We start from the raw sequence: 19,728 nt of genomic DNA on the forward strand, positions 1-19,728 counted from the left end.
GCGCACGCGGCGGCGCTTGCGCGCCGGAGTAGCCTGCGCCCATGGAGGTCCTACCGCGGTCACAGGCGGTCGCGCTGGAGTGGCTGGAGGCCGGCCGGCGGGTCGTGTCGGCCACGCTCGTCGAGACGATCGGGTCCGCCCCGCTCGATCCCGGCGCCGAGATGCTGGTCGACGACACCGGGCGGATCGAGGGGTCCGTCACCGGCGGGTGCGTCGAGGGCGCGCTCGTCCACGAGGCGCGCGAGGTGCTGGCCGGCGGCGCGCCACGCGTCGTCACGTACGGGATCAGCGACGCGCAGGCGGTCGACGTGGGGCTGATGTGCGGCGGGACGATGCAGCTGTTCGTCCACGAGCTGACGCCGGCGGCGCGCGACGCGCTCGGGGTCGCCCGTGACGCGATCGCCGCGGGGGAGCCCGTCGCGCTCGCGACCCTGCTCGACGGCCCGTCCGCCGGCGCGAAGCTCGCGATCACCCCGTCGTCGGCGACCGGCGCCCTGGGTGTCACGGAGCTGCTCGACGACTCGGTCACGCGCGACGCCCGCGGGTTCCTCGACGAGGGCCGCAGCGCGGTGCGCTCGTACAGCGCGCTGGGTGAGGTGATGGGGAGCGACCTGCGCGTCCACCTGCAGGCCTTCGCGACGCCGCCGTCGATGGTGATCTTCGGGGCGATCGACTTCTCCGCCGCGCTGGCGCGGATGGCGGGCGAGATCGGCTACCGCGTCACGATCTGCGACGCCCGCGCGGCGTTCGCGCGCTCGCCGCGCTTCTCGCGCTGGGCGGAGGTCGTGGTCGACTGGCCCGACCGCTACCTGCCCACGCGCACGCTCGGCCCGCGCGACGCGGTGCTCGTGTTCACGCACGACCCGAAGTTCGACGAGCCCGCGCTGGTCGCGGCGCTGGCGAGCGGCGCGGGCTACATCGGCGCGCTCGGGTCACGCCGCACCCACGCCGACCGCGAGGAGCGCCTGCGCGAGGCGGGGCTGAGCGACGACGACCTCGCCCGGGTGGCGTCGCCCTGCGGCCTCGACGTCGGCGCCCGCACCCCTGCGGAGACCGCGATCGCGATCCTCGCCGAGATCCTGGCGCTCCGCGCCCACCGCGCCGGCGGCCGCCTCGCCGAGGCCTCCGGGCCGATTCACCCGCGCACCGCCCACGTCGCGTGAGCCTCGTCGTCGTCGGGGCGCCGACGAACCTCGGGCTGCGCCCGCTGCGGTCGGGTCACGAGCCGGGCACGCGGGACGCGCCGCGCGCGCTGCGGGCGGCGGGGCTGGTCGAGGCGCTCGGCGCGTCGGACGCCGGCGACGTGGCGGCGCCGCCGTACGCGCCGGAGATCGAGCCGACGACCGGCGTCCGCAACGGCCCGGGCATCGCCGCGTACAGCGTCGCGCTCGCCGACGCGGTGGGCGGCGTGCTCGACGACGGCGGCTTCCCGGTCGTCGTCGGCGGCGACTGCTCGGTCATCCTCGGCGGGCTGCTCGCGCTGCGTCGCCGCGCCCCGCGGATCGGGCTCGTGTACGTGGACGGCCACCTCGACTTCCGCCACCCCGGCAACGGCGAGGTGGGAGCGGTCGCCGGGGAGACGCTCGCGCTGGCGGTCGGCCGCGGGACGCCCGTGCTGACCGACCTCGAGGGCCGCGGCGCGCCGTTCGTGGAGGAGCGCGACGTCGTGGCGCTCGGCGCGCGCGAGCTCGGTGAGGAGGAGGCGGCCGCCTACGCCAGCGCGGTCGACGTCGTCGACCTCGCGCGGGTGCGGGAGCTCGGGGGCGCGGAGGCTGCCGCCGCGCACGCGGCCACGGCGCTCTCCGACGCCGGCCCGCTCTGGCTCCACGTCGACGTCGACGTGGTCGACTCCGCGCTGATGCCCGCGGTCGACTCGCCCTACCCCGACGGCTACACCTTCGCCGACCTCACCACGACGCTCCGCACCCTCCGCCCCCACGTCGCCGGCCTCGAGCTCACGATCTTCGACCCCGACCTCGACCCGACGGGCGCCCACGCCCGCGCGCTGGTCGAGGCGGTCGCGGAGGGGCTCGCGGGCTGACGCGCGCGCATCAGGCGGGGGTGCGGTCGTGGCCCGGGGTGTCGGACCAGATCGTCACGTAGACCGGCGGGCGGAAGCGACCCGCGGGGACGCCGCCGGGGCGGGCGACGATCGCCTGGGTGGCCTCGGGGGTCGTGAGGAACTTGGCGAGCGCGTCGGCGGAGGCGGAGCGGCGGTCGGCGGGGAGCGTCGCCGCGTGCCAGAAGGCGTCGCGCGGCGTGCCGCGGACGTCGAGGCGCACCAGCGTGCCCGTGCGGAGCTGGTCGATCACCGTGTGGGCGATCGCGAGCATCACGCCCTGGCCCGCCGCGGCGGCCGCCTGCGCCGCGCCCTCGGTCATGAACGCGCCCGCCTCGGGCACCGGCATCCCGCGTTCGGCGAAGAACGAGCCCAGCGCCCCGTGCTGCTCGGCCCCGGCCGGGCCGACGAGCCAGCGGTCGGCCGACAGCGAGCGGAGCGGGATGGCGCGCGCCGACGCGAGCGGGTGACGCGGGCCCGCGACGACGACGAGCTTGTAGCGCAGGAACCGCGCGACCTCCATCCCCGCCGACGCCACCGCGGGCGCCGGGCCGAGCACCACGTCCGCGCGCCGGTCGGCCAGCAGCGCCGCGAAGTCGTCCGCGGCGTGGACCTCCTGCTCGACCTCCAGCGTCGGCCGCCGCCGCGTGAACGCGTCCAGCAGGGGCGCGGACACGTACTCCGCCACCGACGGCGACACCGCCAGCCGCAGCAGGCCACGCTCGCCGCGCGCCTCGCGCACCTCCCGCCGCAGCTTGTCCTCCAGCCCCAGGATCTCCGCCGCCACCGCCGCCAAGCGCTCGCCGCCGGGCGTCAGCCGCAGCCCGCCGCCGGCCCGCACGAACAGCTGATCCTCCAGCTCCCGCCGCAGCGCGGCCACCGCCGCGGACACCGCCGGCTCGCTCACGCCCAGCACCGTCGCCGCCGAGGACACCGACCCCAGGCGGGCCACCGTCGCGAACGAGCGCAGCTGGGCGAACGTCACGATCCGCACGCTATAAGCGTTCGCTTATGGCCTGCAAGCGCGGCGGGCGAACGGGAGTAGCGTCGCGCTCAACCCCAAGGAGGAGAGGGTCCATTGCAGGTACCTGCGCCGTTCGACTACGCCCGTGCGTCGAGCGTCGACGAGGCACTCGCCCTGCTCGAGCGCCTCGGTCCCGAGTCCCGGCTGGTCGCCGGGGGCCACTCGCTGCTGCCGATGATGAAGCTGCGGCTCGCGACGCCGGAGCACCTCATCGACATCAACCCGCTCGAGGAGGACCTCGCGTACGTCCGCGAGGAGGAGGGCGTCATCCGGATCGGCGCGATGACCCGCCACCGCGCGCTCCTGGAGAGCGACGTCCTGCGGCGCCACCTCCCGATCTTCCACGACGCCGAGCAGGTGATCGCCGACCCGCCGGTCCGCAACCGCGGCACGATCGGCGGCGCGCTCTGCCAGGCCGATCCGTCCGAGGACCTCTCCGCCGTCTGCGCCGCAACCGGCGCGATCGCCGTCATCCAGGGTCGCAGCGGCCAGCGCATGGTCGACATGACCGAGTTCCACCGCGGCCCGTACGAGACGGCGGTCGGCGACGCGGAGATGCTCACCGAGATCCGTCTCCCGATCCAGCCCGGCGCCCGCTCGGGCTCGGCCTACGAGAAGGTCGAGCGCCGCAACGGCGACTGGGCGATCGCCGCCTCCGCCGCCGCGCTGTGGCTGAGCGGCGACGGGGCGGTCAAGGACGTCGGCATCGCGCTCAGCGCGGTCCTCCCGCAGGAGGTGCTCTCGACCCAGGCGCAGGACGCCCTGCGCGGCCAACAGCCGACGGACGAGCGGCTCGCCGAGGCCGCGCAGCTCGCCGCCGACCACTGCGACCCGATCACCGACCAGCGGGGCGATGCCGACTACAAGCGCCACCTCGCCAAGGAGCTGACGCTCCGCGCCCTCCGCCGCGCCCGCGAGCGCGCCACCGCCTGAGAGGAACCACCGACGATGCAGGTCACGATCACCCTCAATGGCGAGCAGGTCACCGCGGAGTCCGAGCCGCGGACGCTGCTCGTCCACTTCCTCCGCGACACGCTCGGGAAGACCGGCACCCACTGGGGCTGCGACACCTCCAACTGCGGCACGTGCGTCGTGCTCGTCGACGGCGAGCCCGTGAAGTCGTGCACGATGCTCGCGGCGATGGCCGACGGCCACGAGGTCCGCACGGTCGAGGGGCTCGAGCAGGACGGCCAGCTCGACCCCGTGCAGCAGGGCTTCATCGAGGAGCACGGCCTGCAGTGCGGCTTCTGCACGCCGGGGATGATGCTCACCGCCCGCGCGCTGATCGACGCCAACGCGAACCCGACGGACCACGAGATCCGCGAGGCGATCAGCGGCCAGATGTGCCGCTGCACCGGCTACAAGAACATCGTCGCGGCGATCCAGTGGGCGGCCGCCCACGAGCGCGAGGCCGCGGCGGCGCCGACCTCGAGCTCGAGTGAGGTGACGGTCTGATGGCCGCCACGGAGGAGCGCCCGGTCGGCTTCGGGCGGCTCAAGCGCAAGGAGGACCCGCGGTTCGTGCGCGGCCGCGGCCAGTACGTCGACGACGTGCAGCTCCCCGGGATGCTCCACGGAGCGGTGCTCCGCTCCCCGCTCGCCCACGCGCGGATCACGAACATCGACACGTCCGCCGCGCTCCAGCACCCGAAGGTCCACGCCGTCGTCACCGGCAAGGACCTGGAGGGGCTGAACCTCGCGTGGATGCCGACGCTGAGCGCCGACGTCCAGGCCGTCCTCGCCACCGACAAGGTGCGCTTCCAGGGCCAGGAGGTCGCGTTCGTCGTCGCCGACGACCGGTACGCCGCCCGGGACGCGCTGGAGCTCATCGACGTCGACTACGAGCCGCTCGACCCGGTCGTCGACGCCCGCCGCGCGCTCGAGCCCGGCGCGCCCGTCGTCCGCGACGAGATCGAGGGCCGCACCGACAACCACATCTTCGACTGGGAGGCGGGCGACAAGGCCGCCACCGACGCGGTGTTCGCCAGCGCGGACGTCGTGGTCGAGCAGGAGATGCTGTACCCGCGCTCGCACCCTGCGCCGATGGAGACCTGCGGTGCCGTCGCGGACTACGACCGCATCGAGGGCGGGCTCACGCTGTGGACCACGACCCAGGCGCCGCACGCGCACCGCACGCTCTACGCGCTCGTCGCCGGCCTGCCCGAGCACAAGATCCGCGTCATCTCGCCGGACATCGGCGGCGGCTTCGGCAACAAGGTCCCCATCTACCCCGGCTACGTCTGCGCGGTCGTCGGCTCGATCCTCACCGGCAAGCCGGTCAAGTGGATGGAGGACCGGACGGAGAACCTGACCTCCACCGGCTTCGCCCGCGACTACTGGATGAAGGGCGAGATCGCGGCCGACAGGAACGGCCGCATCCGCGCGATCCGCACGAGCGTGCTCGCCGACCACGGGGCGTTCAACGCGACCGCCCAGCCGACGAAGTACCCGGCCGGCTTCTTCCACATCTTCACCGGCTCGTACGACATCGAGGCCGCGCACTGCTCGGTCACCGGCGTCTACACGAACAAGGCGCCGGGCGGCGTCGCGTACGCGTGCTCGTTCCGCGTCACCGAGGCGGTCTACCTGGTGGAGCGGATGATCGACGTGCTCGCGCACGAGCTCGGACGCGACCCCGCCGAGCTGCGGATGCAGAACCTGCTCCAGCCCGAGCAGTTCCCCTACGCCTGCAAGACCGGGTGGGAGTACGACTCCGGCGACTACCCGCGCGCGCTGCAGAAGGCGCTCGACATGGCCGGCTACGACGAGCTGCGCCGCGAGCAGGAGGTCAGGCGGGCGCGCGGCGAGCTGATGGGCATCGGGCTGGCGTTCTTCACCGAGACCGTCGGGGCGGGCCCGCGCAAGCACATGGACATCGCCGGCCTCGGGATGAACGACGGCGCCGTGCTCATGGTCGAGCCGACCGGGACGGCGATCCTGCGCATCTCGGTCCAGACCCAGGGCCAGGGCCACGAGACGACGTTCGCGCAGATCGTCGCCGAGGAGCTGGGCATCCCGCCCGAGGACGTCAAGGTCGTCCATGGCGACACCGACCAGACGCCGTTCGGGCTCGGGACGTACGGCTCGCGCTCGACCCCGGTCAGCGGCGCGGCGACCGCCATCACCGCGCGGAAGGTCCGCGACAAGGCGCGCCTGATCGCGGCCGCGATGCTCGAGGCGTCGCCCGACGACCTGGAGTGGACCAAGGGCCGGTTCAGCGTCAAGGGCGACCCGGAGAAGGGCGTCTCGATCCAGGACGTCGCGCTGGCGTCGCACGGCGCGCTGGAGCTGCCCGAGGGCGTCGAGGGCCAGCTCTCGGCGATGACGTCCTACGACCCGCCGAACCTGACGTTCCCGTTCGGCGCGTACGTCTGCGTCGTGGACGTCGACCCGGGCACCGGCAAGGTCCACGTGCGCCGCTTCGTCGCGGTCGACGACTGCGGCGTGCGGATCAACCCGATGATCGTGGAGGGCCAGATCCACGGCGGCCTGGCCGAAGGGGTCGGCATGGGGCTGATGCAGATCATCTCGTTCGACGAGAGCGGCAACTGCCTCGGCGGCTCCTTCATGGACTACCTGATCCCGACGGCGCTGGAAGTGCCGGACTGGGAGCTGGGTGAGACCGTCACGCCCTCCCCGCACCACCCACTCGGGGCGAAGGGGGTCGGGGAGAGCGCGACGGTCGGGTCGCCGCCGGCGGTGGTGAACGCGGTCGTCGACGCGCTCGCGCCGTTCGGCGTGCGGCACGCGGACATGCCGCTGACGCCGTCGCGGGTGTGGAAGGCGATGCGCGACGGCCGGGTCGAGGCGCAGTTCTGATGCGCGGCGCCGTGCCGGCCGACGCCCCGCACGTCTCGGTGACGGTGGTGCGCTGCTCGTCGCCGACCAGCGCGCGGCCGGGCGACCGCGCGGTCGTGCACGGGGACGGGTCGATCGACGGGTTCGTCGGGGGCGCGTGCGCGGACACGACGGTGCGGCTGCAGGCGCTGCGGGCGTTGGAGACCGGGGAGCCGGTGCTGCTGCGCATCCTGCCGGGCGACACCGACGAGCCCGCGCCGGAGGGCGCCGTGGTGGTGTCGAACCCGTGCCTGTCCGGCGGCGCGCTGGAGCTGTTCCTCGAGCCGCACCTCCCGGCGCCGCGTATCGCGGTCGCCGGTGAGACGCCGGTGGCACGGGCGCTGGTGGAGCTGGCCGGGCGCGTCGGGTTCGCGGCGCGGCTGGGCGCGGTCGCGGAGCCGGGGGACTTCGGAGCCGTCGTCGCCTCGCTGGGGCACGGCGACGAGGAGGCGGTGCGCGCGGCGCTGGAGGCGCAGGTCGAGTACGTCGGCCTCGTCGCGTCGGAGCGGCGCGGCGCGGGCGTGCTCGCCACGCTGCGGACCGCGGGCGGGCTGTCGGAGGAGGAGCTCGCCCGCGTCCGCACGCCCGCCGGCCTGCGGGAGCTGCGCGCGCGGACGCACGAGGAGATCGCGCTGAGCATCCTCGCCGAGCTCGTCGCGGTGCGGCGCGCGCCGCAGGTCGTCCCGGCGCTCGCCCCGCTGGCCGTCACGAACGTGGGCCCCGCCGCGCCCTCCACCGCGGCGGGGACCCCACCCCCGGCGCGCGCCGCGGACGCCACCGAGGGCGGCGGAGGGTCGTGTTGCCACGGCGGTTCGTGACCGGGCTCGTCCTGGCCGCGGGCGGGTCCACGCGGCTCGGGCAGCCCAAGCAGCTCCTCCCCTACCGCGGCGCGACGCTGCTCGACGCGGTGCTGGGGATCGCGCGCGCGTCGCGCCTGGACCAGGTCGTCGTCGCGCTCGGGGGCAGCGCGACGAGCGTCCGCGCGACCGTCGACCTGAGCGGCACCGACGTCGTGGTGAACGAGGGGTTCGGGAGCGGCTGCTCGTCGTCGATCGCGGCGGCGATGCAGGCGCTCGACTTCCGCACGGACGTGATCGTCCTGCTGCTCGGCGACCAGCCGGGCGTCAAGCCCGAGACCGTGGCCGAGCTGCTGGAGCGGCGCGGCGACGCCCCGATCGCGGTGTGCCGCTACGCCGACGGGCGCGGCCACCCCTTCGCGTTCGGGCGCGAGGCGTTCGGGGACCTCCGCGAGCTGCACGGCGACAAGGCCGTGTGGAAGCTGCTCGACCGGCGTGCCGCCGACGTCGTCGAGGTGCCGGTCGTCGGCCGCGTCCCGCGCGACGTCGACACGTGGGACGACTACGAGGCCGTGGTGGCGGCGGGCGGCGGCGCGGCGTGAGCGCGCTGGCGGACGCGATCCCCGGCGAGGCCGCGCTCGTCGCGCGGCTGGAGGCCCAGGACTACCTGGCGGGTCCCGGACTCGCGACGGCGCTCTTCCTCGCGCTCCGGCTCCCCCAGCCGCTGCTCCTGGAGGGCGAGGCCGGGGTCGGCAAGACGGAGGCGGCGCGGGCGCTGGCGAGCGCGCTCGGCACGCCGCTCATCCGGCTGCAGTGCTACGAGGGGCTCGACGCGTCAGAGGCGCTGTACGAGTGGAACTACCCGCGCCAGCTGCTGCGGATCAGGCTGGCGGAGGCGGCCGGTGACGCGCTGGCGGAGGAGGACCTGTTCGCGCGGGAGTACCTGCTGTCGCGCCCCGTGCTGGCCGCGCTGGAGCACCCCGGCCCGCTGCCCGCGGTGCTGCTGATCGACGAGCTCGACCGGGCCGACCACGACTTCGAGGCGTTCCTCCTGGAGGTGCTCGCGGACGCCGCGGTGACGATCCCGGAGCTGGGGACCGTGCGCGCCGCCGTCCCGCCCGCGGTGATCGTCACGTCGAACCGCACCCGCGACCTGCACGACGCGCTGAAGCGGCGCTGCCTGTACCACTGGATCGACTATCCGGACGCGGCGCTGGAGACGGAGATCGTGCGGCGCCGGGTCGCGGACGCCGATCCCGCGCTCGCCGCCGACGTCGTGCGCGTCCTCGGCCGCCTGCGCGTCGCCGACGTCCAGAAGCCGCCGGGCATCGCGGAGGGCATCGACTGGGTGCGCGCGCTGTCGCTGCTGGGCGCCGGCGCGCTGACGCCGGACGCCGCGGAGCGCACGCTCGGCGCCGTCCTGAAGTACCGCGAGGACCAGGACGTCGTGCGCGCCTCCGGCCTGGCGAGGCTCGTGTCATGACGGAGCTCGCGACGCTCGCGATCGCCCTCGGGCGGGCGCTGCGCGACGCGGGGCTCCCCGTCACGCCCTCGCGCGAGGTCACGTTCGCGCGCGCTGTCGCGCTCGCGCCGCCCGCGTCGCCTGACGACCTCTACTGGCCCGCGCGACTGGCGTTCGTCTCCGCGCGCGACCAGCTCGGAGCCTTCGAGCGGGTGTTCGCCGCGCTGCTCGGCGGGACGGCCGGGGTGGGTGGGCTCGACCTCCCGCGCGGCGACACGACCGCTCCACCACCCTCGCTCCCCCACGCTCAACCCCGTGGGGACGAGGCCGGCGCTTCCGCCGGAGCCACCTCCCCAGCCACTCCGGCGGGAGGCGCCGCGCCACCTCCGGCGGAGGGGGACTCCGATCGTGTGGCCGACCTGCCCGTCGGCAGCGCCGCCAGCGACGCCGAGCGCCTGTCCGAGCTGCGGTTCGACGCGCTCGACGCCGCCGAGCTGGCGACCGTCGCCGACCTCCTGCGCCGCCTGCGCGTCGCGACCCCGCCCCGGCGCGCCCGCCGCACGTCCGCCTCGCGGCGCGGCGAGCACCTGGACGTCCGCGCGACGCTCGCGCGCGCCCGGCGCACCGGCGGCGACCCGGTCCGCCAGCTCCACCGGCGCCGCCGCGTCCGGCCGCGGCCGCTGGTCGCGCTGCTCGACGTGTCCGGCTCGATGGCGCCCTACGCGCGGGCGTACCTGCTGCTGCTGGAGGGCGCGGCGCGGGGCGCGCGGGCGGAGACGTTCGTGTTCGCGACCCGGCTGACCCGCGTCACGCGCGCGCTGCGCGAGGGGCGGCCGGACGCGGCGCTCGCCCGGGCGGGCGCGGCGGCGCCGGACTGGGCGGGCGGCACGCGGCTGGGCGAGGCGCTGCGCACGTTCAACGACCGCTGGGGCCGGCGCGGGGTGGCACGCGGCGCGGTCGTCGTGATCCTGTCCGACGGGTGGGAGCGGGGCGACCCGGCGCTCGCGGGCCGCGAGGTCGAGCGGCTGGGCCGGCTCGCGCACCGCGTCGTGTGGGTCAACCCGCGCGTCGCCGCGCCCGGCTTCGCGCCGCTGGCCGGCGGGATGGCGGCGGCGCTCCCGTTCGTCGACGAGCTCGTCGCCGGCCACTCGCTCGCGGCGCTCGACGAGGTCGTCGCCGCCATCGGCCGCCACCGCTGACCCCTTTTCGACCCCGAGGAGATCCATGCAGTTCGAGAACCGGTTCGACGTCGACGCCCCGCTCGGGGACGTGTGGGACGCGATCCTCGACGTCGAGCGCGTCGCCCCGACCGTCCCCGGCGCCCGTGTCCTGGAGCGGACGAGCGACACCGCGTACAAGGTCGCGATCAAGGTCAAGGTCGGCCCGATGTCGATGACCTACCAGGGCGACGTGGAGATCGTCGAGCGCGACGACGACGCCCACCGCGCCGTGATGAAGGCGCGCGCGAAGGAGTCGCGCGGGCAGGGCACCGCCGACGCCGACGTGACGATGGTGCTCAGCGGCGCCAACGGCACGACCTCCGCCACCGTCACGACCGACGTCGACCTGAGCGGCAAGGTCGCGACGATGGGCCAGGGCGTCCTGCAGGACGTGTCAGGCCGCCTGATCGACACCTTCGCGCGGAACCTCGCGCTGATGCTCGAGGGCAAGGTCGAGCCCGCGCCGTCCGCGGAGGCTCCGCCCGCCGAGCCCGCGAGGGAACCCGCACGCGAGGCGCGGTTCACCCACGACGCGCCGCCGCCCCCACCCCCGGCGTTCGAGGGCGAGGACGCGCTGGACCTCGGGTCGGTCGGCGGCGCGGTGGCCGCGGAGCAGCTCCGCGACCCGCGCAAGCTCGGCGCGCTGATCGGGCTCGTCGTGCTCCTCGCCTACCTGCTCGGGCGCCGCGCGGGCGCCCGCTCGTAGGTCGGCTAGTTCGACGACGCGGAGGACGAGCCGCGGCCGCCGCGGCCCGAGCCGCCCCGGCCGCGGCCGCGGTTGCGGCGCCCGCCGGTGTGCGACGCGCCGCCGGCGGTGGGGCCGCCGACGCTGCCGCGCGGGCGCGAGGACGAGCGCGCGCCGCCGTTGTTGTTCGAGCCGCCGCGGGTGGCGTTCGTCGTCAGGCCCGTCGAGGCGAACTGGCGGTCGAGCCGCAGCGCCTTGGCGATCTTCGCGACGTCGTCGGCCTGCTGCTCGTCGACGAACGTGATGCCCACGCCGCTGCGCCCGGCGCGCGCGGTGCGGCCGATGCGGTGGACGTACGCCTCGCGGTCCTCCGGCGGGTCGTAGTTGATGACGTGCGAGATGCGGTCGACGTCGATGCCGCGGGCGGCGACGTCGGTCGCGATCAGCGTCGTGACCTTGCCGGACGAGAACCGGGCGAGCGCCTTCTCGCGCTGGTTCTGCGACTTGTCGCCGTGCATCGCGACGGCCTCCAGGCCCTCGCGGCTCAGCTTCTTGACGAGCCGGTCGGCACCGCGCTTGGTGCGCACGAACACGAGCGCCAGGTCGCGCTCGGCGTCCTTGAGGTGCTCGATCAGGGTCTCGACGCGCGCCGGATGGTCGACGGCGACGAAGCGGTGCTCGACGTCGACGGCCTTCTTCTCCTTCGGCGCGTGGTCGTGGCGAGCCGCGTCGCGCGTGTAGGTCTGCGCGACCTTGCCGGCCTCGCCGTCGAGCGTGGCGGAGAAGAAGAGCGTCTGGCGGTCGTCGGCGCACTGGGCGACGATGCGGTCGACGGCGGGCTTGAAGCCCATGTCGAGCATGCGATCGGCCTCGTCGAGCACGAGCCGGTTGACGTGCTGGAGCGTGAGGTCGCCGCGCTGGATGAGGTCCTCGAGGCGGCCCGGGGTCGCGACGAGGATGTGCGCCTTGGCGGCCTCGCGGGCCTGCTTGACGATGCCGACGCCGCCGTAGACGGCGGTGATCTTCAGCGCGCGGGCGTGCGCGATGTCGCGCAGCTCCTCGACGATCTGGGTGGCGAGCTCGCGCGTCGGGGCGAGGATGAGGGCGCTCGGGCGGCGGCCGGTGGACTCGACGCGGTCGATCAGCGGGATGCCGAACGCGAGCGTCTTGCCGGAGCCGGTCGGCGAGCTGGCGAGCACGTCGCGGCCCGCGAGCACGTCGGTCGCGACGAGCGCCTGGATGGGGAACGGGGCGCTGACGCCGCGCGCCTTCAGCGCGTTGACGACAGCGGAGGACACGCCGAGATCGGCGAAGGACTGCGTAGACAAGATCGGAACTCCTGGTTGTGTCGGGCGCTCTCGACGAGGGCCGCGGACGGTGTCGGGGAGGCTGTGCGTCACCCGAACCGCCGTCGGTGGCGGGACCCAAGGAAGCTGCCTCGCGGCCGGCGATCTTCGCCGAATCCGCTCTCCTAGCTTAGCGCGCGCCTACGCGGCGAGTCCGAGCGCCAGCCGCAGGCCGTCGTCGACCTTCGCGAGCAGCCACTCCGGGAGCGGGCCGATCCGATCCTCCAGCGCGCCGCGGTCGATCGTCGCCACCTGTGTGACGTTCACCACCGCGTCGCCCTCGATGACGCCGGCGGCGGCCGGGACGAGCACGTTGCCCGGGACCGCCGCGAGTCGCAGGTTGGTCGTGACCACCACCACCGTCACCGTCTGCAGCGATGATCGGTTGTACGCGTCGTCGCCGACGATGACGACCGGCCGGCGCAGCGCGGGCGCCGACCCGCGCGGCAGACCCAGGTCGGCCCACCACACCTCGCCGCGCCGCATCAGTCGCCGCGGGGGGTGAGGGCCGCAGCGGCGGCATCGGTGAAGGCCTGATCGTGCTCGACGCCCTCCAGCGCGGCGTCGATGGCCTCGGTGACGCTGTCGCGGTCGAGCTCGTGCAGCCATCGCTCCGCCGCGCGCGAGAAGAACTCGCTCCGCGACACGCCGAGCCGCTTCGCGGCGTCGTCGACCTTGCGGAAGGTCTCGTCGGGGACCGAGATCGCGGTCTTCACGCCCCCGAGTATGACCCGGTAGGACCGAAGACGACGAGCATCTGCGTGACGTCGTCGGCGGTCACGACCTCGCAGCGGAGCTCCAGCTCGCCCGCGTCAGGATGGCGCATCCGCTTGCGCCGCAGCGGCTTGAAGCCGACCTCGTGGCGCTCCCACAGCGCGGCGAACTCCGTGCTCTCCGCGAGCAGCGCGTCGATGAGCGCCTGCGCCTCGGGGTCCTCGCCACGGGCGCGGCCGTGGACGGTGCGGAGCGTCGCGACGTGGCTGCGCGAGAGCGCGTGGTGCTCGTCCGGGGCGAACGACGCACGCTCCTCCGGCTCGGTGAACCAGCGCCAGATGAAGCTGCGGCGCGGGCCCGTGAACGCGGTCTGGTCGCCCACGAGCGCGACGGCGGCCTCGTTCTGACGGAGCGTGACGCCGAGGTCCGTGACGACCTGGGCGGGCGCGCGCAGCTGGTCGAGCACGCGCACGAGCGTCGGGCTCGCCTCCCCCGCGCGCGCGGCGCGCGGGGGCGCCGTGTGGCCGGCGAGGTGGAGGAGGTGGTCGCGCTCGTCGGCGCTCAGCCGCAGGCCCCGGGCGAGCGCCAGCGTCGCCGGCGCGGACGGCCGCGAGCCGCGCCCCTGCTCCAGCCGCGTGTAGAAGTCGGTCGACATCGCGGCGAGCGTCGCCACCTCCTCGCGGCGCAGCCCCGCGGTCCGGCGGCGCGCGCCCTCCGGCAGGCCCACGTCGCCCGGCCGCAGCGCAGCGCGACGGCGGCGGAGGAAGTCGGCCAGACCGGCACGGTCCATACCGCCAAGGTAGGCCGTCTTCCAGGGACAGATCGACCCTGGGTGCGCGCCCGCGCGCGAGGCAGCCTCGGGGCCATGGCTTCCACGACGCTCCCCGGCGGGACCTTCACGATGGGCGCGGACCTCGAGGTCACGCGCATGGGCTACGGCGCGATGCAGCTCGCGGGCCCGGGCGTGCTCGGCCCGCCCGCCGACCGCGACGAGGCGCTCGCCGTCCTGCGCGAGGCCGTCGCGCTCGGCATCACCCACATCGACACCGCCGACGCCTACGGCCCCGGCGTCACGAACGAGCTCATCCGCGCGGCGCTCCACCCGTACCCGGACGGCCTCGCGATCGTGACGAAGGTCGGGTCGCTGCGCGACGCGGAGGGCGGCTGGCCGCCGGCCCGCGCGCCGCAGCAGCTGCGGGACGCCGTCCACGCGAACCTCCGCGGGCTCGACCTCGACGCGCTCGACGTCGTCAACCTCCGCGTCGGCGGGCTGCTGGGCCCGGAGCCGGGGTCGATCGCCGAGGCGTTCGGGACGCTCGCCGAGCTGCGCGAGCAGGGCCTCATCCGCCACCTCGGCGTCAGCAACGTCACCGCCGAGCAGGTCGCCGAGGCCCAGGCCATCGCGCCCGTGGCCTGCGTGCAGAACCTCTACAACGTCGCCGCCCGCGGGGACGACGCGCTGATCGACCGGCTCGCGGAGCAGGGCATCGCGTACGTGCCGTTCTTCCCGCTCGGGGGCTGGTCGCCGCTGCAGTCCGCCGCCCTGGACGCGGTCGCCGCGCGCCACGGCACGACGGCCCGCGCGGTCGGCCTGGCCTGGCTCCTGCAGCGCGCGCCGAACGTGCTCCTGATCCCGGGCACCTCGCGCGTCGCGCACCTGCGCGAGAACGTCGCCGCCGCCGGGCTCGCGCTCACCCCGCAGGACCTCGCGGAGCTCGACGCCGTCGGCGGCTGAGCGCGCCGGTCACCGCAGGAGGAGGCGGAGGATCGGCTCGGCGCGGCGCGCGTCGGGCTCTTCCCCCGTGATCAGGTCGACGTACGTGTAGGACTCGATCAGGCGGACGATGACGTAGGCGACCTCGGCGAGCGGCGCGTCGAGGTGGAGGCGGCCGGCGGCGGTCTCCTCGCGCAGGAGCGCCTCCATCGCCGCCTCGAGGCGGGGCTGGAAGTCGGTCGCGCGGCGGGTGAGGAGGCGCATCGCCGCCTCGCCCTCCTCCCCCAGCCAGCGCTGCATGCCCGGGTGGGCGATGACCGCCTCGAGGAAGAGCGTCACGGTCTGGACGATCCGCTCGCCGCCCCGCGCCGTCACGCGCGCGTCGATGCGGTCGAGCGTCGCACGCGCGAGCGACCAGATGACCTCCACGAGCAGCTGCTCGCGCGAGCCGACCCACCGGTACAGCGTCACGCGGTTGACCCCGAGCTCGTCCGCCAGCGCGCTCATGTCGATCCGCTCCGGCGCCTGGAAGCGGCGCCGGGCGAGGCGGAACGCGTCGAGCGCCGCGGTCCGCCCGCCCGGGCCGGGGTCGACCAGGTCCTGCTGCAGCCGGGTGCGGGCCGGCGCCGCGGTCGTCACGGCCGGTTGCGGCCGTAGAGGTCGTGCGCCTCGACCCACTCCTCCGCGACGATCGCGCTGCCCAACGACAGCTCCCCGCACAGGACGGTCGCGGCGACGATCTCCGCGAGCTTCTCGACCTTCCCGGAGCCGTAGCACCCGAGCAGCTCCAGGCACTCGCGCTGCGTCGCCAGGCCGGTGCCGCCGCCGTACGTGGCGACGATCAGCGACGGGATGGTGATCGAGTAGTAGTAGTCGCCGTTCGGGCGGTGCTCGGCGTAGACGAACGCGGCGGACGACTCGGCGACGTTCGCGACGTCCTGGCCGGTGGCGATGAACATCGCGGTGATGCCGTTGGCCGAGTGCGAGCCGTTGTTGTTGACGCCGGACATGAAGCCGCCCAGGTTCGAGACCTGGCGCGCCCGGTAGAGCAGCTCGGTGTTCGAGCGCATCACGCGCGTGAGCAGCTCGGACGGGACCGTCGCCTCCGCCACCACCCGCTTGCCGCGCGTGCGGAGCATGTTGATCTGCGACGCCTTCTTGTCGGTCGCGAAGTTCGACTCGAGGAAGAAGCGCTCGATGCCGGGGTAGTTCTGCGTGATCCACGCGCACGCCGCCGCCGTCGCCTTGCCGGTGAGGTTCTGGCCGGCCGCGTCGCCGGTCGTGTAGTCGAACCGCGTGTAGAGGATGCGCGAGGCGCTGTACTGCTCGATCTCGATCAGCTTGCCGGACCTCGTCGTCGACTCCGCGACGGCCTTGATCTCGTCGAAGTGCTCGCGCAGCCACTGGCCGAACGCGCGCGCCTCGCGCGCCGACGGGAAGACGAACGACGGCGCGCGCTGCATGCGGTCGTCGAGGATCGTCGTGGTGACACCGCCCGCCTCGTGCAGCAGCCGCATCCCGCGGTTGTAGGACGCGACGAGCGTCCCCTCCGCGGTCGCCATCGGGACGTAGAACTCGCCCTGCGCGTGCTCGCCGTTGACCTTCAGCGGCCCGGCCAGCCCGATCGGCACCTGCGCGACCCCGACGAACTGCTCGACGTTCCCCCTGAGGATCTGCGGGTCGAAGGAGTACGCGGACACGTGCTCGAGTGAGCTGCCGCTCCGCTCCTCGGCGAACGCCCGCCGCGTGGCGGCCGCGTCGCGCGTGTAGTCGTCCTCCTTGTCGCGGGGGACGGGGATGCGGGTGGTGGCCTCGGCTCCGGACATGCCGGGACCGTACCGACCGCGCGCAACAGACGTCGCGAGTGTTGCGCGCGCTCGGGGCCGTGTCAGCGACGGACGTAGGCCGGGGTCGCGGGGTCCGGGCGCAGGAGGAGCGAGCGGGCGACGCGATCACGGGTGGTCGGACGGGCGGCCTGGGGATGACAGGTCCCGCGGCTGCGCTCGACGACGCGCAGACCGTCGGTGGAGGACGAGGCGGTGGAGGTGAGGCTCGTGGTCTGCATGGGAGGGACGCTACGCCCGTCCCCGACCCCGACGCATGGGGGGAACCCCCCGAATCGTCGTGCGTGCGATCCCCTACCCCCGACCGGCATCATCCCCACCCCGACGGCGATGCGTCGAGGTGTGGAGGGTCTGGCGGGTCGGATCGGTAGCGTGAGCCCATGCACGACGACCTCCCCGCGTTCCACTACGTCGTCGAACCGCTCCCCGCGAGCCGCCTGGGGCGCCGCTGGCGCTGGCAGCTCTACCGGGGTGACCGCCTCCTCGCCGGCGGGTGGCGCCACGGCGAGCGCAGCGCGCTGCAGGCCATCCAGACCGCCGCGTCGAGAGCCGCGCACGAGCTCGCGGGCCTGATCGCGCTCCGCCCCGACCACGCCACTCCGGACCGGCCGCTGTGGCCGGGCCGGAGCGTCCACCTCGCGTGCGGCGCGGTCGCGTGCCTGCTGCTCCCTCGCGCGGACGACGACGCGCTGCCCGCCGCGCGCGCGGCGTAGGCAACGGCCCCGCTACGCGAGCGCGCTCTCGCTGCGCGGGTCGTCGACCCGCGGCAGCGGCGGCGTGCTCTCCTGCTCCCCACCCCGGCCGGGGCGCGGGATCCACAGCGCGGACGCGAGCGCGAGGAGCGAGATGAAGATCGACGCGACGAACGCCTCGGTGTAGGCGCTCTCGGTCGGGATCGGGGTGCCCTCGATCGTCTCCGCCGTCAGCAGCGCGGTCACGAGCGCCGAGCCGAACGCGCCGCCGACCGTGCGCGCGATCGTGTTGATGCCGGTCGCGATGCCGACCTCGCGCGGGTCGACCAGCGCGACGATCAGGTTCGCCATCGACGCGAACGCGAACGCGATGCCGACGCCGATCAGGATGTTGGCGAACGCGAACTGCCACGGCTCGCCGTGCGCGACCGCGAGCACGAGGAACGACACCGCGCTGAACGCCGTGCCCGTCGCGAGCACCGCACGGAAGCCGAACCGGTTGCCGAACGTGCCCGCCAGCGGCCCGGAGACGAGCATCGCGATCGAGCTCGGCACCATCAGGAGGCCCGCCTCGGTCACCGACATGCTGAAGCCGTAGCCGGCCGCGGACTCGGCGGTCTGCGCGAACTGCGGGGCGAGGAGGAACGAGCCGAACATCGCGCCGCCGGTCAGGAAGCCGGTGATGTTCGTCGCGAGCACGGGCCGCTCGGCGAGCACCCGCATGTCGACGAGCGGCTGGCGCGAGCGCAGCTCGAGGAACGCGAACGCGACGAGGATCGCGACGCCGCCGATGAGCAGGCCGACGACGCGGCCGGAGCCCCAGCCCCACGGGTTGGCCTTCGAGATGCCGAGCAGCAGCGCGGCGAGGCCGACCGACAGCACCGCGGCGCCGGCCCAGTCGATGCGCGTGCGCTCGCGCGCCGGCGACGGCGGGACGAACCGCCACACGCCGAAAGCGGCGGGCAGCGCGAGGAGGCCGAGCCAGAAGAGCCAGGAGATGTCGACGTTGTCGACGATCACGCCCGAGAGCGGCAGGCCGATGCCGCCGCCGATGCCGAACATCGCGGACAGCAGGCCGATCGCGACCGCGCGCTTGTCCGCCGCGAACTCGTCGTTGATGATCCCGAACGCGAGCGGGAACACGCCGCCCGCGGTGCCCATGATCAGGCGGCCGAGGATGACGACCTCGATCGAGGTGGCGATCGCGCAGACCGCCGACCCGATCGCGAAGCCGATCAGCAGCAGCGTCATCACGCGCGCCTTGCCGAACAGGTCGCCGAGCTTGCCCGCGAGCGGCGTGAAGATCGACGCCGCGAGCAGGTAGCCCGTCAGCACCCACGCCGACGTCGAGCTGTCGGTGCCGAACTCTTGGGTGATCGCGGGCAGCGCCGGGGCGACGAGCGTCTGCGAGAGCGCGTAGGAGAGGGCGGCGAGCAGGAGCGCGATGAGGATCGGCGCCGAGGGCTTGCCGTGGACGGTCTTGGTCATGGCGTGCGTGGGGTCTTCTGCGAGGCGGCGGGCGTGAGGAGAAAGGCGGCGGACGAGGGCGGAAGCGGAGGCTCCGCTTCCGGTCCGCCGAGCGACGGTAGCACAGCCGGAAGCCATCGCTCCGCTTCCACTATCCTCCTGGCCACATGGGCGCAGACGACCCCAGGCCGCTCCGCGCGGACGCCGAGCGCAACCGCCGCCGCATCCTCGACGCGGCCCGTGCCGTCTTCGCCGAGCACGGCGTCGGCGCGGGCGTCGACGTCGTCGCGCGCGAGGCCGGCGTCGGCGTCGGCACGATCTACCGCCGCTTCCCCACCAAGGACGACCTGCTCCGCGCGATCGTCGACGACCGGATGGAGCGCCTGCGCGCCGGCGTCGCCGAGCCGTCGCAGCTGGCCGACCCGTGGGAGTCGTTCACCGCCTGCGCGACGGTCGTCGCCGAGGGCATGGCGATCGACCAGGGCTTCTACCAGGCGCTGCAGATGGTGTCGGGGACCGCGCTGTCGGTGCCGGTCTGCGCCCGCGAGATGACGCTGGAGCTGATCGCGCCGATCGTCGCCCGCGCCCAGCTCGCGGGCGTCCTGCGCGACGACGTGGTCCCGAGCGACGTGCTCTCGCTGTGCGCGATCGCGGCGAAGATCCCGCGCTGGCGGCTCGAGCACCAGCCGGAGCTGTGGCGGCGGTACCTCGCGATCGTGTTCGACGGCCTGCGCCCCGCCGCGGCCCACGCGCTCCCCCACCCGCCGGCCGACGAGTCGATCGTCGCGCCGCTCGCCCGTGGAGGCGGAGCGGCGGCAGCCGCCAAGGGCGCATAACGACGCTCGTGCCGCTTGCCTCGACGCGCGCC

The 19,728-nt window shown here is 74.8% G+C and carries 22 protein-coding genes; 13 read left to right on the forward strand and 9 right to left on the reverse strand.

What is annotated here, in order from left to right; translation table 11 throughout:
• The first annotated feature begins 41 nt into the window (after nucleotides 1-41).
• Nucleotides 42-1,163, forward strand: coding sequence for an XdhC family protein (locus AC1UE5_RS24465; RefSeq protein ID WP_482928549.1), 1,122 nt, complete (start codon nucleotides 42-44; stop codon nucleotides 1,161-1,163).
• A complete protein-coding gene (locus AC1UE5_RS24470; RefSeq protein ID WP_482928550.1) occupies nucleotides 1,160-2,041 on the forward strand; it encodes an arginase family protein in 882 nt (293 codons plus the stop codon). The genes AC1UE5_RS24465 and AC1UE5_RS24470 overlap by 4 nt, the downstream gene beginning before the upstream one ends.
• Before the next feature lie 10 nt (nucleotides 2,042-2,051).
• Here AC1UE5_RS24470 and AC1UE5_RS24475 read toward each other — a convergent pair whose 3' ends face one another.
• A complete protein-coding gene (locus AC1UE5_RS24475) occupies nucleotides 2,052-3,044 on the reverse strand; it encodes a LysR family transcriptional regulator (protein ID WP_482928551.1) in 993 nt (330 codons plus the stop codon).
• A gap of 93 nt (nucleotides 3,045-3,137) precedes the next feature.
• Between AC1UE5_RS24475 and AC1UE5_RS24480 the strand changes: the two genes are divergently transcribed.
• The 8 genes from AC1UE5_RS24480 to AC1UE5_RS24515 are packed head-to-tail and all read left to right on the forward strand — an operon-like array spanning nucleotide 3,138 to nucleotide 11,104.
• On the forward strand, nucleotides 3,138-4,016 hold the full coding sequence (locus AC1UE5_RS24480) for an FAD binding domain-containing protein (RefSeq protein WP_482928552.1): 879 nt from the start codon (nucleotides 3,138-3,140) through the stop codon (nucleotides 4,014-4,016).
• A gap of 15 nt (nucleotides 4,017-4,031) precedes the next feature.
• The gene (locus AC1UE5_RS24485) at nucleotides 4,032-4,538 is read left to right on the forward strand and encodes a (2Fe-2S)-binding protein (protein ID WP_482928553.1); all 507 of its coding nucleotides are present in this window, start codon (nucleotides 4,032-4,034) and stop codon (nucleotides 4,536-4,538) included.
• Nucleotides 4,538-6,901 carry an aerobic carbon-monoxide dehydrogenase large subunit gene (locus tag AC1UE5_RS24490; protein ID WP_482928554.1) on the forward strand — a complete coding sequence of 788 codons (2,364 nt, stop codon included), beginning with the start codon at nucleotides 4,538-4,540 and terminating at the stop codon, nucleotides 6,899-6,901. The genes AC1UE5_RS24485 and AC1UE5_RS24490 overlap by 1 nt, the downstream gene beginning before the upstream one ends.
• On the forward strand, nucleotides 6,901-7,737 hold the full coding sequence (locus tag AC1UE5_RS24495) for an XdhC family protein (RefSeq protein ID WP_482928555.1): 837 nt from the start codon (nucleotides 6,901-6,903) through the stop codon (nucleotides 7,735-7,737). Before AC1UE5_RS24490 ends, AC1UE5_RS24495 begins: the two co-directional genes overlap by 1 nt.
• Entirely contained in the window at nucleotides 7,734-8,318 is a 585-nt protein-coding gene (locus tag AC1UE5_RS24500) for a nucleotidyltransferase family protein (RefSeq protein ID WP_482928556.1), read from the forward strand. Before AC1UE5_RS24495 ends, AC1UE5_RS24500 begins: the two co-directional genes overlap by 4 nt.
• Complete coding sequence (locus tag AC1UE5_RS24505; protein WP_482928557.1) at nucleotides 8,315-9,199, forward strand: AAA family ATPase; 885 nt, start codon at nucleotides 8,315-8,317, stop codon at nucleotides 9,197-9,199. The genes AC1UE5_RS24500 and AC1UE5_RS24505 overlap by 4 nt, the downstream gene beginning before the upstream one ends.
• Nucleotides 9,196-10,377, forward strand: coding sequence for a vWA domain-containing protein (locus tag AC1UE5_RS24510; RefSeq protein ID WP_482928558.1), 1,182 nt, complete (start codon nucleotides 9,196-9,198; stop codon nucleotides 10,375-10,377). The genes AC1UE5_RS24505 and AC1UE5_RS24510 overlap by 4 nt, the downstream gene beginning before the upstream one ends.
• Nucleotides 10,378-10,402: 25 nt before the next feature.
• A complete protein-coding gene (locus AC1UE5_RS24515; protein ID WP_482928559.1) occupies nucleotides 10,403-11,104 on the forward strand; it encodes an SRPBCC family protein in 702 nt (233 codons plus the stop codon).
• Between the two features lie 5 nt (nucleotides 11,105-11,109).
• Here the strand turns inward: AC1UE5_RS24515 and AC1UE5_RS24520 are convergent, their stop codons facing one another.
• From AC1UE5_RS24520 to AC1UE5_RS24535, 4 genes are all read right to left on the reverse strand, one after another.
• Complete coding sequence (locus tag AC1UE5_RS24520; RefSeq protein ID WP_482928560.1) at nucleotides 11,110-12,381, reverse strand: DEAD/DEAH box helicase; 1,272 nt, start codon at nucleotides 12,379-12,381, stop codon at nucleotides 11,110-11,112.
• A gap of 189 nt (nucleotides 12,382-12,570) precedes the next feature.
• Nucleotides 12,571-12,915, reverse strand: a complete 345-nt coding sequence (locus AC1UE5_RS24525) for a type II toxin-antitoxin system PemK/MazF family toxin (RefSeq protein ID WP_482928561.1) — start codon at nucleotides 12,913-12,915, stop codon at nucleotides 12,571-12,573.
• Nucleotides 12,915-13,145 carry a ribbon-helix-helix domain-containing protein gene (locus AC1UE5_RS24530; protein ID WP_482928562.1) on the reverse strand — a complete coding sequence of 77 codons (231 nt, stop codon included), beginning with the start codon at nucleotides 13,143-13,145 and terminating at the stop codon, nucleotides 12,915-12,917. Before AC1UE5_RS24530 ends, AC1UE5_RS24525 begins: the two co-directional genes overlap by 1 nt.
• On the reverse strand, nucleotides 13,142-13,933 hold the full coding sequence (locus tag AC1UE5_RS24535; protein ID WP_482928563.1) for a helix-turn-helix transcriptional regulator: 792 nt from the start codon (nucleotides 13,931-13,933) through the stop codon (nucleotides 13,142-13,144). The genes AC1UE5_RS24530 and AC1UE5_RS24535 overlap by 4 nt, the downstream gene beginning before the upstream one ends.
• Nucleotides 13,934-14,008: 75 nt before the next feature.
• Here AC1UE5_RS24535 and AC1UE5_RS24540 point away from each other — a divergent pair, with 75 nt between their 5' ends.
• Nucleotides 14,009-14,878, forward strand: a complete 870-nt coding sequence (locus AC1UE5_RS24540) for an oxidoreductase (RefSeq protein WP_482928564.1) — start codon at nucleotides 14,009-14,011, stop codon at nucleotides 14,876-14,878.
• Nucleotides 14,879-14,887: 9 nt separating this feature from the next.
• Here AC1UE5_RS24540 and AC1UE5_RS24545 read toward each other — a convergent pair whose 3' ends face one another.
• The 3 genes from AC1UE5_RS24545 to AC1UE5_RS24555 all read right to left on the reverse strand — a co-directional run bounded on the left by AC1UE5_RS24545 (nucleotide 14,888) and on the right by AC1UE5_RS24555 (nucleotide 16,922).
• On the reverse strand, nucleotides 14,888-15,496 hold the full coding sequence (locus AC1UE5_RS24545; protein WP_482928565.1) for a QsdR family transcriptional regulator: 609 nt from the start codon (nucleotides 15,494-15,496) through the stop codon (nucleotides 14,888-14,890).
• On the reverse strand, nucleotides 15,493-16,683 hold the full coding sequence (locus tag AC1UE5_RS24550; RefSeq protein ID WP_482928566.1) for a hydroxymethylglutaryl-CoA reductase: 1,191 nt from the start codon (nucleotides 16,681-16,683) through the stop codon (nucleotides 15,493-15,495). Before AC1UE5_RS24550 ends, AC1UE5_RS24545 begins: the two co-directional genes overlap by 4 nt.
• A gap of 62 nt (nucleotides 16,684-16,745) precedes the next feature.
• Nucleotides 16,746-16,922: a hypothetical protein gene (locus AC1UE5_RS24555; RefSeq protein WP_482928567.1), complete on the reverse strand. Its 177-nt coding sequence runs from the start codon at nucleotides 16,920-16,922 to the stop codon at nucleotides 16,746-16,748.
• A 159-nt stretch (nucleotides 16,923-17,081) separates the two neighbouring features.
• Between AC1UE5_RS24555 and AC1UE5_RS24560 the strand changes: the two genes are divergently transcribed.
• Nucleotides 17,082-17,414, forward strand: a complete 333-nt coding sequence (locus AC1UE5_RS24560; protein ID WP_482928568.1) for a hypothetical protein — start codon at nucleotides 17,082-17,084, stop codon at nucleotides 17,412-17,414.
• Between the two features lie 12 nt (nucleotides 17,415-17,426).
• Here the strand turns inward: AC1UE5_RS24560 and AC1UE5_RS24565 are convergent, their stop codons facing one another.
• On the reverse strand, nucleotides 17,427-18,881 hold the full coding sequence (locus AC1UE5_RS24565; protein WP_482928569.1) for an MFS transporter: 1,455 nt from the start codon (nucleotides 18,879-18,881) through the stop codon (nucleotides 17,427-17,429).
• Between the two features lie 146 nt (nucleotides 18,882-19,027).
• Here AC1UE5_RS24565 and AC1UE5_RS24570 point away from each other — a divergent pair, with 146 nt between their 5' ends.
• Nucleotides 19,028-19,696 (forward strand): TetR/AcrR family transcriptional regulator, encoded by a 669-nt coding sequence (locus AC1UE5_RS24570; RefSeq protein ID WP_482928570.1) that lies wholly within the window; start codon nucleotides 19,028-19,030, stop codon nucleotides 19,694-19,696.
• Nucleotides 19,697-19,728 lie beyond the last annotated feature (32 nt).

Source organism: Parviterribacter multiflagellatus, assembly GCF_056863265.1.